Annotated in this window: 13 protein-coding genes; 10 read left to right on the top strand and 3 right to left on the bottom strand. The window is 65.1% G+C overall.

What is annotated here, in order from left to right; translation table 11 throughout:
- Nucleotides 1-151: 151 nt before the first annotated feature.
- Together ACED67_RS02070 and ACED67_RS02075 are read left to right on the top strand one after the other, a co-directional pair.
- On the top strand, nucleotides 152-1,270 hold the full coding sequence (locus ACED67_RS02070; RefSeq protein ID WP_395539864.1) for a PQQ-dependent sugar dehydrogenase: 1,119 nt from the start codon (nucleotides 152-154) through the stop codon (nucleotides 1,268-1,270).
- Nucleotides 1,271-1,370: 100 nt separating this feature from the next.
- Nucleotides 1,371-1,775 carry a DUF805 domain-containing protein gene (locus tag ACED67_RS02075; RefSeq protein WP_395539865.1) on the top strand — a complete coding sequence of 135 codons (405 nt, stop codon included), beginning with the start codon at nucleotides 1,371-1,373 and terminating at the stop codon, nucleotides 1,773-1,775.
- A 37-nt stretch (nucleotides 1,776-1,812) separates the two neighbouring features.
- Here ACED67_RS02075 and ACED67_RS02080 read toward each other — a convergent pair whose 3' ends face one another.
- The gene (locus ACED67_RS02080) at nucleotides 1,813-2,835 is read right to left on the bottom strand and encodes a GlxA family transcriptional regulator (protein ID WP_395539866.1); all 1,023 of its coding nucleotides are present in this window, start codon (nucleotides 2,833-2,835) and stop codon (nucleotides 1,813-1,815) included.
- Between the two features lie 214 nt (nucleotides 2,836-3,049).
- On the opposite strand from ACED67_RS02080, the gene ACED67_RS02085 reads away from it, so the two are divergent.
- Nucleotides 3,050-4,420 carry a class II 3-deoxy-7-phosphoheptulonate synthase gene (locus tag ACED67_RS02085; RefSeq protein WP_395539867.1) on the top strand — a complete coding sequence of 457 codons (1,371 nt, stop codon included), beginning with the start codon at nucleotides 3,050-3,052 and terminating at the stop codon, nucleotides 4,418-4,420.
- A gap of 93 nt (nucleotides 4,421-4,513) precedes the next feature.
- Here the strand turns inward: ACED67_RS02085 and ACED67_RS02090 are convergent, their stop codons facing one another.
- Nucleotides 4,514-5,185, bottom strand: coding sequence for a PAS domain-containing protein (locus ACED67_RS02090; protein WP_395539868.1), 672 nt, complete (start codon nucleotides 5,183-5,185; stop codon nucleotides 4,514-4,516).
- Between the two features lie 237 nt (nucleotides 5,186-5,422).
- On the opposite strand from ACED67_RS02090, the gene ACED67_RS02095 reads away from it, so the two are divergent.
- Genes ACED67_RS02095 through ACED67_RS02105 form a run of 3 tightly spaced genes read left to right on the top strand, consistent with a single transcriptional unit; the run spans nucleotide 5,423 to nucleotide 7,475 of the window.
- Nucleotides 5,423-6,316 (top strand): YicC/YloC family endoribonuclease, encoded by an 894-nt coding sequence (locus ACED67_RS02095; protein WP_395539869.1) that lies wholly within the window; start codon nucleotides 5,423-5,425, stop codon nucleotides 6,314-6,316.
- Nucleotides 6,317-6,327: 11 nt separating this feature from the next.
- Nucleotides 6,328-6,960: a guanylate kinase gene (gene gmk / locus ACED67_RS02100; RefSeq protein ID WP_395540457.1), complete on the top strand. Its 633-nt coding sequence runs from the start codon at nucleotides 6,328-6,330 to the stop codon at nucleotides 6,958-6,960.
- A complete protein-coding gene (locus ACED67_RS02105; protein WP_395539870.1) occupies nucleotides 6,957-7,475 on the top strand; it encodes a gamma carbonic anhydrase family protein in 519 nt (172 codons plus the stop codon). The genes gmk and ACED67_RS02105 overlap by 4 nt, the downstream gene beginning before the upstream one ends.
- A 48-nt stretch (nucleotides 7,476-7,523) precedes the next feature.
- Here the strand turns inward: ACED67_RS02105 and ACED67_RS02110 are convergent, their stop codons facing one another.
- Nucleotides 7,524-8,654 carry a Gfo/Idh/MocA family protein gene (locus tag ACED67_RS02110; RefSeq protein WP_395539871.1) on the bottom strand — a complete coding sequence of 377 codons (1,131 nt, stop codon included), beginning with the start codon at nucleotides 8,652-8,654 and terminating at the stop codon, nucleotides 7,524-7,526.
- Nucleotides 8,655-8,731: 77 nt separating this feature from the next.
- On the opposite strand from ACED67_RS02110, the gene ACED67_RS02115 reads away from it, so the two are divergent.
- The 4 genes from ACED67_RS02115 (at nucleotide 8,732) to iolE (ending at nucleotide 14,316) form a co-directional block, all read left to right on the top strand.
- A complete protein-coding gene (locus ACED67_RS02115) occupies nucleotides 8,732-9,556 on the top strand; it encodes a MurR/RpiR family transcriptional regulator (RefSeq protein WP_395539872.1) in 825 nt (274 codons plus the stop codon).
- 122 nt (nucleotides 9,557-9,678) lie between these two features.
- Nucleotides 9,679-11,586, top strand: a complete 1,908-nt coding sequence (locus ACED67_RS02120) for a bifunctional 5-dehydro-2-deoxygluconokinase/5-dehydro-2-deoxyphosphogluconate aldolase (RefSeq protein WP_395539873.1) — start codon at nucleotides 9,679-9,681, stop codon at nucleotides 11,584-11,586.
- Entirely contained in the window at nucleotides 11,583-13,409 is a 1,827-nt protein-coding gene (gene iolD, locus ACED67_RS02125; protein ID WP_395539874.1) for a 3D-(3,5/4)-trihydroxycyclohexane-1,2-dione acylhydrolase (decyclizing), read from the top strand. The genes ACED67_RS02120 and iolD overlap by 4 nt, the downstream gene beginning before the upstream one ends.
- Nucleotides 13,410-13,419: 10 nt before the next feature.
- Nucleotides 13,420-14,316 carry a myo-inosose-2 dehydratase gene (iolE, locus tag ACED67_RS02130; protein WP_395539875.1) on the top strand — a complete coding sequence of 299 codons (897 nt, stop codon included), beginning with the start codon at nucleotides 13,420-13,422 and terminating at the stop codon, nucleotides 14,314-14,316.

Here is a 14,316-nt window from a genome sequence, read left to right on the forward strand (position 1 = left end):
CATTTGAAAAGAAAAGCGCCTTCAACACACACTTAGGCGGGGCGCAGCGGCGCTCTCTGCCGGTCACAAGCCCGTCAGATGCGCCATTCCGCCTTGGCAGCGCGCCTATGGCGACCAATCTTGCCCAGACCACAACCGGAAGGATCTCCTGATGCGTCTCGCCCCGGCGCTTGCGCTTGTCTTCACCCCGTTTGGCCTGACATGGCCCCTCATCGCCAATGCTGAAACGCTTGAGACTTCAGCGGGGACGATGGACGTGACGGCGGTGCTAGACGGGCTGGAAGAGCCCTGGGGCCTTGCCTTCCTGCCCGACGGCCGTTTCCTGGTGACCGAGCGGGACGGGCGGCTGCTCCTGGCCGATGCATCTGGCGCGGTCTCGGTCTCGGGCCTGCCGGACGTCTATGCCGAAGGGCAGGGCGGGCTTCTGGATGTGATGGTCCCGGCCGATTTCGAAACCTCGTGCCGGGTTTGGCTGACCTGGGCCGCGCCGGTCGAGGGTGGGTCCGCAACCGCAGCCGGTTTCGGCACGCTCTCCGCCGATGGCACGGCACTGGAAGACCTTACGCCGGTCTTTCTGGCCGAGGCGGCCGAGGGCGGGCGGCATTTCGGCTCGCGCCTGGTCGAGACCGCGCAGGGCCAGGTCTTCGTCACCACCGGCGACCGCGGCACAGGCCCCGAGGGACTGGCGGCGCAGGATGGCGGCAATGCCATCGGCAAGGTTGTGCTGCTCAACGCCGACGGCACGCCCGGCGTCGCGGTCAAGGGCTGGCGGCCCGGAATCTGGTCCATCGGCCACCGCAACCTTCAGGGTGCGGCGTTGGACCTGTCGGGGCGGCTTCTGACGGTGGAACATGGCGCGCAGGGCGGTGATGAGGTGAACGCCCCGGCACAGGGTGGCAATTATGGCTGGCCGGTCATCTCATACGGGGTGAATTACGGCGGCGATGCGATTGGCGAGGGCACTGCCAGGGACGGGATGGAGCAGCCGCTGCATTATTGGGATCCCTCCATCGCGCCTTCGGGCCTGATGGTCTATTCAGGCGCCCTGGTGCCCACCTGGAAGGGCGATGTCTTCACCGGCTCGCTGAACAGCGATTTCCTCGCGCGGCTTGACCCCGACAGCGCCGCCCAGACCGGTTGGGCTGAGGAACGGCTGAGCAGTGCCGAGACCCTCCGCGTCCGCGACGTGGCCGAGGCGCCCGACGGGTCGATCTGGTTCCTGTCGGTAGGGGCCGGCGCCGTCTTTCGCCTTGCCCCGGCCGAGGGCTGAGGCAACCGGGCCAGCGTGTTCACGCACTGATCACGGCTTCGCGAGCGCCACAAGATGTGGTAGTCTGATCCCACCTTTCCAGAAGGGGTAGGAGACAGACATGGATTTCATGCAGGCCGTCAAACACGTCTACGGAAATTACGTCAACTTCCGCGACCGGGCGCCTCGGTCGGAGTACTGGTGGTTCGTTCTGTTCAACCTGATCGTGTCGGTCATCATCGGCTTCATCGAGGTCCAGTTGGGCCTTGGCAGCAGCATGATGGCTATGGGCGATGGTTCGATGGCGGCGTCCTTTGCCGGAGGGCCGCTGAGCATCATCTGGATGCTGATCAACCTCTTGCCGGGCATCGGCGTCGGCGTTCGCCGCCTGCATGACACGGATCGTTCGGGTTGGTGGCTGTTGATCGCGCTTATTCCGCTCGTGGGTGCCATCATCCTGCTGGTCTTTTTCTGCCAGAAGGGCAACACCGGCGACAACCGCTTCGGCCCCGATCCTTTGGCCTGAAGCAAAACCTTGCGCGGCCTGCGGGCCGCGCATCCCGTCAGATCGACAGCCGCACCGCGATCGCCCCGGGAATGCCCTGGGTGCCACGCTCGCGATAGGGGGTGGTGTTGTAATGGCTGCGATAGCATTTCGAAAAATGTGACGGGCTGGCAAAGCCGCAGGCCAGGGCCACGTTGATCACCGACATATCCGTCTGCATCAGCAGGTTGCGCGCCTTTTGCAGACGCAATTCCATGTAATAGCGCTTGGGGCTGCGGTTCAGATAGCGCCGGAACAGCCGTTCCAATTGCCGGGTCGACATGCCGACTTCCTCGGCCAGATCGGCGGGCGACATCGGATCTTCGATATTGCCTTCCATCATCTGGATGACCTGCGACAGCTTCGGATGCCGCACCCCGATCCGCGTCGGGATCGACAGGCGCTGCGTGTCCTGGTCGGTGCGGATCGAGGAATAGATCAACTGGTCCGCCACGGTATTCGCGACTTCCTCGCCATGATCTGCGGCGATCACCTTGAGCATGAGATCCAGCGACGAGGTGCCCCCCGCCGTAGACCAGCGGTTGCCGTCCATCACGAAAACCGATTTCGTCAGGCGCACCTCCTCGAATTCCTCAAGGAATCCGTCCTGGTTTTCCCAGTGGATCGTCGCCTTCTTGCCATCCAGAAGCCCTGCGCGCGCCAGCGTATAGGCGCCGGTGCACAGGCCACCCACCGTCACCCCGCGCCGCGCCTCGCGCCGCAGCCAGTTCAGCACGCCCCGTGTCGTCGCCCGCTGCACGTCAATGCCGCCGCAGACCAGCAGAACATCGTCGCGCTCGATTTCCTCAAGCCCGATATCCAGCTTGAAGGAGGTACCGTTCGAGCAGGTGGCCGTCTCGCCCCCTTCGCCCGCCAGCGCCCAGATATAGGCGGGCCGTCCGATCACCCGGTTGGCGATGCGCAGGGGCTCGATGGCGCTGGCGAAAGCCAGCATGGTGAAATGGTCAAGCAGCAGGAAGACAAAGCGGCGCTGCGCCTGTTGGGGCGTGGCATGGCTGGCCTTGCGCTCGGGGCTGGGCATGTTTTGCGACCTGTCTTGTCGTTTGACGGCATCGAACGCCAAAATCCTGTCACTCGCAAGGGGCGAAAACGTCATCCATCTGTCGGCTTTGATCACCTTCTGTTGCAAGCCTGTTGCGCTTTGGGGCAAAGCCCTTTGCATCCGGTCGCCGGGATCTGTATAGGGCGGCTTTGTTACCGCAAACGACCTTAGACTTGCCGCTTTGGAGGCTGCCATGACCAAGGGCTGGACCAAGACCGACTGGCGCGCGAAACCGCGCATCCAGATGCCCGATTATCCCGATGCCGGCGCCCTGGCGCAGGCCGAGGCGCAGCTGTCGAAATATCCGCCGCTGGTCTTTGCCGGCGAGGCGCGCAAGCTGAAGAAGCAATTGGCGCTCGCGGCCGAGGGCAAGGCCTTTCTTCTCCAGGGCGGTGACTGCGCCGAAAGCTTCGCCGAATTCTCGGCCGACAATATCCGCGACACGTTCCGTGTCATGCTGCAAATGGCGGTCGTCTTGACCTTTGCGGCGAAGGTGCCGGTCATCAAGGTCGGCCGCATGGCCGGGCAATTCGCCAAGCCGCGCTCTGCCCCGACCGAGATGATCAATGGCGTCGAGCTGGCCTCCTACAAGGGCGATATCATCAACGGCTTCGAAGCCACCCGCGAAGCGCGCACCCCCGATCCGGCACGGATGCTGCAGGCCTATACCCAGGCCGCCGCCAGCCTGAACCTGCTGCGCGCCTTCAGCACGGGCGGCTTCGCCGATATCCACCGGGTCCACGCCTGGACGCTGGGCTTTGCCGAACATGACAAGGCCGAACGCTATCGCGAGCTGTCGAACCGCATTTCCGACGCGCTCGACTTCATGAATGCCGCCGGGGTCTCGTCGGTCACCGCGCCGGAACTGGCCAGCGTGGAGTTCTACACCAGCCACGAGGCGCTGCTTCTGGAATACGAAGAGGCGCTGTGCCGGATCGACTCGATCACTGGCCAGCCCGTGGCGGGCTCGGGCCATATGATCTGGATCGGTGACCGCACCCGTCAGCCCGATGGCGCCCATGTCGAGTTTTGCCGGGGCGTGCTGAACCCCATCGGCCTGAAATGCGGCCCGACCACCACGGCCGAGGATCTCAAGATCCTGATGGCCAAGCTGAACCCGGAAAACGAGCCGGGCCGCCTGACCCTGATCGCGCGCTTCGGTGCGGGCAAGGTCGGCGATCACCTGCCGCGGCTGATCCGCACCGTGCAGGAAGAGGGGGCCAAGGTCGTCTGGTCCTGCGACCCGATGCATGGCAATACGATCAAGTCCTCGACCGGCTACAAGACGCGTCCCTTCGACTCGGTCCTGCGCGAAGTGCGCGAATTCTTCGCCGTGCATCAGGCCGAAGGCACCGTGCCCGCAGGTGTGCATTTCGAAATGACCGGCAAGGATGTGACCGAATGCACCGGCGGGTTGCGGGCCGTGACGGATGAGGATCTGTCGGATCGCTACCACACCGCTTGCGACCCGCGTCTGAATGCGTCGCAATCGCTGGAACTGGCTTTCCTGGTCGCCGAAGAGCTGACCCGCCAGCGCGACAGCGCCCGTCGCGTCGCCCTCTAAGCGGGGTCGCTGGAATCAATCAACGCCGCCGCAGCCCAACAGGGCCGCGGCGGCGTCTTTCATTCGGGCGCAGGTTGCGGGCCGTCGGGCGGGTCAATCGACGGAATGGACCAGCCGCAGATGGGCACGGCCCTTGGCGGGATGGGGCGCAAGCGGGGCAGGGTCCTCGGCAAATGCCGGGGCAAGCGGACGGGCCGGGGCCTCGACCTCGCTCCCCGGCAGCACCAGCCGCTCCTCGATCACCCGCGCAATGTCGAACCGGCGCGGTGCCCGGCCGATCTGGCCCTCGGTCTTCAACACGCCCAGCACCAGATCGCAAATCGGCCCGGTCGAAGTCAAAGGCAGCAACAAAAGCCGCCCCTCCAGCGCCGGGCGGCCAATGGTCCGCTCCGCCTCGAGATGGAATTCCGCCGCCACCGGCAGGGCGAAGACCCGCTCGATCACCTGGGCCAGCCGCAGCCGCGCTTCGGGCAGGAAGATGGTCGACAGGGGCAGGCCCTTCATGTCCAGCCCCGCGAGATCGGTCAGGCCCATCCCGGCGATGCGCAGCCGGATCAGACCGGTGCCGATCTTCTCGGCCACGAAGACATGGTCCAAAGCCATCGCCAGACCGCGCGGATCGACGGCGCGGCGGGGCGGGATCGTGCCATGCTCGGCCCGCAGCCCTTGCCAATACCCGCGCACCAGCTGCAACTCGCGAAAGGCCCTGGCCCCGGTCGTTGATCCATTGCCCCGGCCCTTGCCGCCCAGAAACGTCAAAACCATCGCTGTCTCTCCCGAGCCGATGCCACCGGTCACACCCCGGTCGTGTTGCCGCGCCCCTCCCGCTCTGCTAGGTCCGGTCAGACCCCCGACCGGGGCCAGTCGCGCTTGGCGTGGCGGAATTAAGGCGGCGGCAACCTTGATTGCCATGAAATGAACATAATCTGGATCGTTCGGATTCGGGCGAAAATCTCGACAAATGGTAAATTCCCGCAGCGATAGAAAGCAGAGGCCGATCTGATGACAATTTCGATGACGGGTTTCGCGGCACGCCGGACCTCTGGTGCCGGGCACGGCTGGCTCTGGGACATCCGCTCGGTCAATGGCAAGGGGCTAGAGCTGCGCTTGCGCGTGCCCGACTGGATCGACGGGCTCGAGGCCGCGCTGCGGGCCGAACTGCAAAAGGCGCTGGGTCGCGGCAATGTCAGCCTGTCCCTCAAGGCCGCGCGCGAGGGCGCGCCGGTCGACGGCGCGCGGATCAATCCCGGGGTACTGGCGGGCGTGCTGCGGGCGCTGGCCGAGGTGGAAGAGGCGGCAATGGCGGCGGGCGTGACTTTGGCCCAGCCCACCTCCGCCGATGTCCTCGCCATGCGCGGGGTGCTGGAACAATCCGCAGCCGAGGAAGATACCGCCCCCCTGCGTGCCGCCATTCTGGCCGATCTTCCGGCCCTTCTGGCCGAGTTTCACGCCATGCGCGCGGCCGAGGGCAGGGCGTTGCAGACGGTCATCGCTGCACAAATCGACACGATCGCCACGCTCGCCGCCGAGGCCCGCGCACAGGCCGATGCCCGGCGCGACAAGGCGGCGCAGGGCCTGCGTGACGGCATGGCCCGGCTTCTCGCCAATGGCGACGGGTTCGACGAGACCCGTGTCGCGCAGGAACTGGCCTTGATGGCGGTCAAGGCCGATGTGACGGAAGAACTGGACCGGCTTGACGCCCATGTCGCGGCCGCGCGCGCCCTTTTGGCCGAAACCGCGCCGGTTGGCCGCAAGTTCGATTTCCTGATGCAAGAGTTCCTGCGCGAAGCGAACACGCTTCTGTCCAAGGCAGGCGATCTGGATCTGACCCGGATCGGGCTTGACCTCAAAACCGTGATCGACCAGATGCGCGAGCAGGTGCAGAACGTGGAATGACCATGCCGGATATGCCCAGACGCGGCCTTCTTCTGATCCTCTCCTCGCCCTCGGGCGCGGGCAAATCGACCATGGCGCGGCGGCTGATGGAGTGGGACACGACCATCCGCTTCTCGGTCTCGGCGACGACCCGCAAGCCGCGCCCCGGCGAGGAACATGGTGTCCATTACTGGTTCCATGACCATGACGGCTTTCGCAGGCTGATCGAGGCCGGGGGGATGCTGGAACATGCCGAGGTTTTCGGCAATTTCTACGGCAGCCCGCGCGCGCCCGTCGAAAAGGCCATGGCCGAGGGGCGCGACACGCTTTTTGATATCGACTGGCAGGGCGGCCAGCAGATCAAGCAGGCGATGCGCGACGATGTGGTCTCGGTCTTCATCCTGCCGCCCTCGATTGCCGAGCTGGAACGGCGGCTGCGGGGCAGGGGCCAGGACAGCGACGAGGTCATCGCCGGGCGCATGGCCAAAAGCCGTGACGAGATCAGCCACTGGCTGGAATATGACTATGTGCTGGTGAACCATGAGGTCGAGGCGACCTTTGCCGACCTTCAGGCCATCGTCACTGCCGAGCGGTTGAAGCGCAACCGCCAGCCCGGCCTGACCGGCTTTGTCCGCGCCCTGAACACGGAGTTCGACGCAAGATGATCTATGAACTGGACGGAATCGCCCCCGAGATCGACCCCGACGCCTGGGTTGCGCCCGGGGCGCATGTCATGGGCCGGGTGCGGCTTGCGGCCGGCGTGGGCATCTGGTTCGGCGCGGCCTTGCGTGGCGACAATGAATGGATCGACGTGGGCGAGGCCACGAACATCCAGGAAAACTGCGTCCTGCACACCGATATGGGCTATCCGCTGGTGATCGGTGCCCATTGCACCATCGGCCACAAAGCCATGCTGCATGGTTGCACCATCGGCGAGGGCAGCCTGATCGGCATGGGCGCGACCGTGCTGAACGGGGCGAAGATCGGCAAGGGCTGCCTGATCGGTGCCTGCGCCCTGATCACCGAGGGCAAGGAAATTCCCGATGGCAGCCTGGTCATGGGCAGCCCGGGCAAGGTGGTCCGGGTTCTGGACGACGCGGCCCGCGCGCGGCTTCTGAAATCGGCAGAGGGCTACCGCGCCAATGCGGCGCGGTTCCGGGCCGGGCTGAAGCCGCTTTAGCGCGCAAACCCTGACCCAAGGACTCGCAACTCCTTCGACGGAGTTTGCCTATTGCAGGCTGACCCGCGCGCCGCCCGCCCGTGCGCTTTCGGCAATCGCGTGGATCACCCGCTCGATCTTCAGGGCTTCCGCGAAATCCATATCCGCCGTCTCGCCCGCAATCGCCCGCATGAGCGCGGCGCATTCGATCACTTTCAGCTCGTTGAAGCCCAGCTGATGGCCCGGCGCCGGGCAGAAGGCGCCATAGGGCGGATGGGCCGGGCCGGTCAGGATGGTCTTGAACCCCTGAACCGCCTTGTCGCCCTCGTTCACGTAAAGCTGCAACTCGTTCATCCGCTCCTGGTCATAAATCACCATGCCCTTGGTGCCATGCACCTCGAAGCCCAGCCGCGACTTGCGCCCCCAGGCCGAGCGCGAGATCACCATGCTGCCCTGAACCCCGCCCGCGAAGCGCAGGATCACGCTGGCTGCATCCTCGTTTTCCACCGCTGCGCGGCCCGCGCCGCCGGGCAGGGGGCGGGTCTCATGGATGGTCTGCATCTCGGCGATCAGGCTTTCCACCTCGCCCACCAGCCCGCGGGCAAGGCTCACGAGATGCGAGCCGATATCGCCAAGCGCCCCCAGGCCTGCATCGGCCAGTTTCGCCCGCCAGCTCCATTCAAGATCGGGGTCGGCCTGATAATCCTCATCCACCCAGCCGCGGAACTGCACAACGCGCCCGATCACGCCCTCATGGATCAGCTTTCGGGCATGGGTATAGGCGGGGTTGCGCAGGTAATTGTAGCCGACCATCGTGACCTTGCCCGCGACCTTGGCCGCAGCCGCCATGTCTTCGGCCTGGGCAAGCGTCAGGGCCATCGGTTTTTCGCACCAGACATGCTTGCCGTTGCGCAGCGCCTCCAGCGCCATCTCATGGTGCAGCCCGTTCGGCGTGGTGATCGAGACCACATCCACCGCGGGATCGGCGCACAGGGCTTTCCAGTCGCTCGTCGCGCGGTCAAAGCCGAATTGCGCCGCCACTCCGGCCGCGCGGTCGGGCGTGTCGCACAGCAGGGCCAGGTGCGGCACGGCCACAGAGGCGCCCGCATCCCCCATCACCGCCTTGACGTTGCGCCAGGCAAGCGCATGGGTCTTGCCCATGAAGCCCGTGCCGATCAATCCAACGCCCAGCCTCGCCATGATCCAGCCTTTCCTGTTGGAATATTTGTTCCATGCGTGCTAGCCTGAACCCGCCCCCTGCTGTCAAGGGATATTCGATGGAAGACGCCGCCCCCCAGACGCCCCCCGCCACGGTCGAGGAATTCCGTGACCGGCTTTCCGCGGTTCTGGACGATCTGCCCAAGCGTCTGCGCCAATGCGCCGAACATATCGCCGCCCATACCGACCGGATCGCCGTCTCCACTGTGGCCGAACTGGCCGCCGGGGCCGATGTCCCGCCATCGGCGCTGATGCGTTTCTGCCAGATCATGGGCTTTTCCGGCTTTTCCGAGATGCAGAAGCTGTTCCGCGAGGCCTATGCCCCCGGATGGCCCGATTATTCGACGCGGCTGAAGAACCTCAAGGACAGCGGATCGGGCAGCCCTGCGGCCCTTCTGGCCGAATTTGTCGAGGCGGGCCACGCCTCGCTGGAAGCCCTGGCGAAATCGGTCGACGAAGCGGCGCTTACCGCCGCCGTTCAGGCACTTGCCAAGGCCGAAACCGTGCATGTCGTGGGCTTCCGCCGTGCCTTTCCAGTGGCCTGCTATCTTGTCTATGTGTTTGAGAAAATGCAGGTTCCAGCCATGCTGCATGACGGGGTCGGCAAGCTGGACCATCGCTTCGCCCTGCGACCCGGCGATGCGGTCATCGCCATCACCTTCGCCCCCTATTCCGAGGAAACCCTCTCGCTCGCGCAGGATGCCCGCGACCGGGGCCTGCCTGTCGTCGCGCTGACGGACCGCGCCACCAGCCCGCTTGCTCGCAACGCCAGTGCCCTGCTCATGGTGCCCGAGGTGGATTTCGGCGCGTTCCGCTCGCTGTCGGCCACCATCGCCATGGCGATCTCGCTTGCCGTCGCGGTCGGGTCCGCCCGCGGGGGCTGAAAAGACGACCGTCGAAAAACCGCTTTCCCTGCGCAAGATAATGGAATAAAAATTCCAAAAGCAGGGGCGACCCTGAGTCTCTGCCCGGGAGGGGGCAGGGCGCCAGGCCGGGGAGGGCGGGCATGAAGACGCTTGATGTGATCACCATCGGCCGGTCCTCGGTGGACCTCTACGGCGCACAGGTGGGCGGTCGGCTAGAGGATATGGGGTCCTTCCAGAAATACATAGGCGGCAGCCCCACCAACATGGCTGCGGGAACCGCTCGGCTCGGGCTGAAATCCGCTTTGATCACCCGTGTCGGCGACGAACATATGGGTCGCTTCATCCGCGAGGAACTGGCCCGCGAAGGCGTGGATGTGCGCGGCGTCAAGACTGATCCCGACCGGCTGACCGCATTGGTGCTTTTGGGCATCCGCGACGACAAGCAGTTTCCGCTGATCTTCTACCGGGAAAACTGCGCCGACATGGCGCTGTGCGAAGACGATATCGACGAGGGGTTCATCGCCTCCTCCCGCGCGGTTGTCGCCACGGGCACGCATCTGTCGCATCCCCGCACCGCCGCCGCCATGCTCAAGGCGCTGACCCTGGCCCGCAAACATGGTGCCCAGACCGCGCTCGACATCGATTTCCGCCCGAATCTCTGGGGCCTGTCCGGCCATGGCGATGGCGAGAACCGCTTCATCGAAAGCACGAAAGTCACCGCGCAACTTCAGACTACCCTTCATCTTTTCGACCTGATCGTCGGCACTGAGGAAGAGTTCCACATCGCCGGCGGCTCGACCGACACGATCACCGCCCTGCGCGCCGTCCGCGCTGTGTCCAAGGCCACGCTGGTCTGCAAGCGCGGTCCGATGGGGGCCGTCGCCTTCACAAGCGCCATCCCCGACAGTCTTGACGATGGCCAGTCCGGACCCGGTTTCCCGATCGAGGTCTTCAACGTGCTTGGCGCGGGCGATGGCTTCATGTCGGGCCTGCTGAAAGGCTGGCTCGACGGCGAAGACTGGCCGCGCGCGCTGACCTATGCCAATGCCTGCGGTGCCTTCGCCGTCAGCCGCCACGGCTGCACCCCGGCCTATCCCAGTTGGGAGGAACTGCAGTTCTTCCTGAAACGCGGCGTCCAGACCCCCGCCTTGCGCAAGGATGCGGCGCTGGAACAAATCCATTGGGCGACCAACCGCCACAAGGATTGGTCCACCATGCGGGTCTTTGCCTTCGACCACCGCATGCAGCTTGAGGCGATGGAGGGCGCAAGCCCGGAGAAGATCGGTGAATTCAAATCGCTCTGCCTCGAGGCCGCGCTGAAGGTTCAGGGGGGCAAGCCCGGCTACGGCATCCTCTGCGACAGCCGCTTGGGGCGGGATGCGCTCTTTGCCGCCGCCGGAACCGGGCTCTGGATCGGCCATCCGGTCGAATGGCCGGGTTCGCGTCCCCTGACATTGGAACCCGAGATCGGTCCTGATTTTGGCGGATTGTCGGAATGGCCGCTGGAACATGTCGTCAAGGTTCTGTGCTTCTGCCACCCCGACGATGACGCCGCCACCCGCGCCGCGCAGGAAGACACGCTCATCCGGCTGTTCCACGCCTGCCGCCGCAACCGGCTTGAGATGCTGCTCGAGATCATCCCTTCCAAGGTCGGCCCGGTCGATGACCGGACCTCGGCCCGGCTGATCCGCCGCTTCTATGAAATCGGCATCTACCCCGACTGGTGGAAGCTGGAACCCTTTACCACCGACGCCGCCTGGGTCGAGGCCTGCGCCGCCATCACCGAAAACGACCCGCATGTCCGCGGCATTGTCGTGCTTGGTCTCGATGCGCCGGAAGAAGACCTTGCCGTCTCGCTGCGCCTTGCCGCCGGTCATGATCTGGTCAAGGGTTTTGCCGTGGGCCGCACGATTTTCGCCGAAGCCGCAAGGGCCTGGCTCGCAGGGCTCATCTCTTCGGAGCAGGCGGTGGCGCAGATGGAAGCCAAATACGCGCGGCTCTGCCGCATCTGGGACGAGGCCCGCCGGGCCGGGGAGATGGCCGCATGACCACGATCAGACTGACTGCCGCGCAGGCCATGGTGAAATACATCGCCGCGCAGCGCACGCCCGAGGGACACCGCGTGATCGAGGGTGTCTGGGCGATCTTCGGCCATGGCAATGTCGCCGGGATCGGCGAGGCGCTGCATGGCATCAAGGAAGATCTGCCCACCTGGCGCGGCCAGAACGAACAGACCATGGCCCATGCGGCGATCGCCTTTGCCAAGGCAAGCAAGCGCCGCCGCGCGATGGCCGTGACCTCTTCGATCGGGCCGGGCGCGACCAATATGGTCACCGCCGCCGCCGTGGCGCATGTGAACCGCCTGCCGGTCCTCTTCGTGCCGGGCGATGTCTTCGCCAATCGCGCCCCCGATCCGGTGCTGCAACAGATCGAGGATTTCGACGACGCGACCGTCAGCGCCAATGATTGCTTCCGCCCGGTCGTGCGCTATTTTGACCGAATCTCGCGGCCCGAACACATTCTCACCGCCCTGCCGCGCGCCTTTCGCGTCCTGACCGATCCGGCAAATTGTGGTCCGGTCTGTCTGGCCTTCTGCCAGGACACCCAGGCGGAAGCCTATGATTACCCCGAGGAATTCTTCGCCCCCAGGGTCTGGTCCTTCCGCCGCCCGGAACCCGATGCCCAGGAACTGGCCGAGGCCGTGGCCGCGATCAAGGCGGCGAAGGCGCCGCTGATCGTCGCGGGCGGCGGGGTGATCTATTCCGGCGCGGAGCAGACGCTGCTGGATTTCGCAAAATGCCACAACATCCCGCTTGTCGAAACCCAGGCGGGTAAAGGTGCCGTGGATTGGGAGGAAGAGCTGCATTTTGGGTCGCCCGGCGTCACCGGCACGGGCTGCGGCAATGCGCTGGCGGCCAGGGCCGATCTGGTCATCGGCGTCGGCACAAGGTTCCAGGATTTCACCACCGGGTCGTGGACGGTGTTCTCCGCCCCGGGACGCAAGCTTCTTTCGATCAATATCCACGGCTTCGACGCCCATAAGCGCGGCGCGCAACCGCTTGTTTCCGATGCGAAAGTCGCGATCGAGAAGATCAGCGCCGCCCTTGGCGCGCAGCGCTTCGCCGACCCGGATTTCACCGCACGCAGGGCGTGGTTCACCACCACTGACGGCCTGTTTGCGGCGCCCGAAGGCAATCAGCTTCCCTCGGACGCCCAGGTGATCGGCGCGGTCAGCCGAAACATGGGCAAGCAGTCGCTGATCATGTCGGCCGCAGGCACCATGCCGGGCGCGCTGCAGGTGCTGTGGCGCGCGGCGCAGGGCGGCTATCACATGGAATACGGCTTCTCCTGCATGGGCTATGAAATCGCGGGCGCGATGGGCATCAAGATGGCCCAGCCTCAACGCGACGTTGTCTGCATGGTGGGCGACGGGTCCTATATGATGGCCAATTCCGAACTGGCGACGGCGGTGATGATGGGCATCCCCTTCACCGTCGTGCTGACCGACAATCGCGGCTATGGCTGCATCAACCGGCTGCAACAGGCGACCGGCGGCGCGCCCTTCAACAATCTTCTGGACGATTCGTTCCACGTCAATGACTTGCAGCTCGATCTTGTTGCGCATGCCCGCAGCATGGGCGCGCTGGCCGTCAAGGTGTCAGGCATTGCCGGGCTGGAAGCCGAGATGCAGAAGGCCAAAACCGCCCGCCTGCCGACCGTGATCGTGATCGACACCGATCCCGCCCCCGGCACCGGCGCGGGCGGCACTTGGTGGGATGTCGCCGTACCCGAGGTCTCGACCCGGGGCGAAGTGCGCGCGGCGCGCGAAGGCTATGAGCGGGCCGTCAAGGCCCAGTGGCTTGTCAATTGAGGCAGATGACATGATCCTTTTCGGCACCAATCCCATCGCCTGGGCCAATGACGACGACCAGTCGATCGGGGCGGATATCCCGACCACCCGCATTCTGGATGAGGCGGGCCGCCAGATCGGCTTTGACGGCATCGAGAATGGCCATCGCTGGCCGGATGACCCCGAGGAATTGCGCGCGCTGCTGGCCTCTTACGGGCTAAAGTTCATCTCGGGCTGGTATTCGGTCGAGCTGCTGACCCGCTCGGTCGAGGATGAGATCGCCGCGTGCCAGAAGCACCTTGCCAAGCTGAAACACAATGGCTGCAAGGTGATGATCGTCTGCGAGACATCGAACGCGATCCATGGCGATGCGAAAAAGCCGGTGAATGACCGACCCCGGCTGACCGCAGCCGAAATGGTGGAATTCGGCAGGAAACTCGAAGGCTTCGCCGCCTATCTTGCCACGCAGGGCGTGACCTTGGTCTATCATCACCACATGGGCACCATCGTTGAAAGCCCCGAGGAGATCGACGCGCTGATGGCCGCGACCGGGCCGCATACGCATCTGTTGTTCGATGCGGGCCATTGCGCCTTTGGCGGCGGCGATCCGGCCAGCGTTCTGGCCCGGCATATCGGCCGTGTCCGCCATTTCCACGCCAAGAACATCCGCCCCGATGTGGTGGCGCAGGTGCGCAAAGAGGGCCTGTCCTTCCTGCAAGGCGTGGTCGCCGGGGCCTTTACCGTGCCGGGCGATCAGGACGGCGCCATAGATTTTGCGCCGCTTCTGCAACAGCTTGCGGACGCTTCCTATGACGGCTGGATCGTGATCGAGGCCGAGCAGGACCCCAAGATCCGCAACCCGCTTCTGTATCAGACGCTGGGTCTGGCGACGCTGAAGCGGCAGGCCAAGGTGGCGGGCCTGATCTGA

Origin of the sequence: Neotabrizicola paludis, assembly GCF_044142105.1 — a bacterium.
Classification (GTDB): Bacteria; Pseudomonadota; Alphaproteobacteria; order Rhodobacterales; family Rhodobacteraceae; genus Pseudogemmobacter.

Excerpts from the sequence above, each read along its gene's own strand:
- ACED67_RS02070 (WP_395539864.1), top strand. The coding sequence starts at position 152 with ATGCGTCTCGCCCCGGCGCTTGCGCTTGTCTTCACCCCGTTTGGCCTG.
- ACED67_RS02075 (WP_395539865.1), top strand. The coding sequence starts at position 1,371 with ATGGATTTCATGCAGGCCGTCAAACACGTCTACGGAAATTACGTCAAC.
- ACED67_RS02080 (WP_395539866.1), bottom strand. The coding sequence starts at position 2,835 with ATGCCCAGCCCCGAGCGCAAGGCCAGCCATGCCACGCCCCAACAGGCG.
- ACED67_RS02085 (WP_395539867.1), top strand. The coding sequence starts at position 3,050 with ATGACCAAGGGCTGGACCAAGACCGACTGGCGCGCGAAACCGCGCATC.
- ACED67_RS02090 (WP_395539868.1), bottom strand. The coding sequence starts at position 5,185 with ATGGTTTTGACGTTTCTGGGCGGCAAGGGCCGGGGCAATGGATCAACG.
- ACED67_RS02095 (WP_395539869.1), top strand. The coding sequence starts at position 5,423 with ATGACAATTTCGATGACGGGTTTCGCGGCACGCCGGACCTCTGGTGCC.
- gmk (WP_395540457.1), top strand. The coding sequence starts at position 6,328 with ATGCCCAGACGCGGCCTTCTTCTGATCCTCTCCTCGCCCTCGGGCGCG.
- ACED67_RS02105 (WP_395539870.1), top strand. The coding sequence starts at position 6,957 with ATGATCTATGAACTGGACGGAATCGCCCCCGAGATCGACCCCGACGCC.
- ACED67_RS02110 (WP_395539871.1), bottom strand. The coding sequence starts at position 8,654 with ATGGCGAGGCTGGGCGTTGGATTGATCGGCACGGGCTTCATGGGCAAG.
- ACED67_RS02115 (WP_395539872.1), top strand. The coding sequence starts at position 8,732 with ATGGAAGACGCCGCCCCCCAGACGCCCCCCGCCACGGTCGAGGAATTC.
- ACED67_RS02120 (WP_395539873.1), top strand. The coding sequence starts at position 9,679 with ATGAAGACGCTTGATGTGATCACCATCGGCCGGTCCTCGGTGGACCTC.
- iolD (WP_395539874.1), top strand. The coding sequence starts at position 11,583 with ATGACCACGATCAGACTGACTGCCGCGCAGGCCATGGTGAAATACATC.
- iolE (WP_395539875.1), top strand. The coding sequence starts at position 13,420 with ATGATCCTTTTCGGCACCAATCCCATCGCCTGGGCCAATGACGACGAC.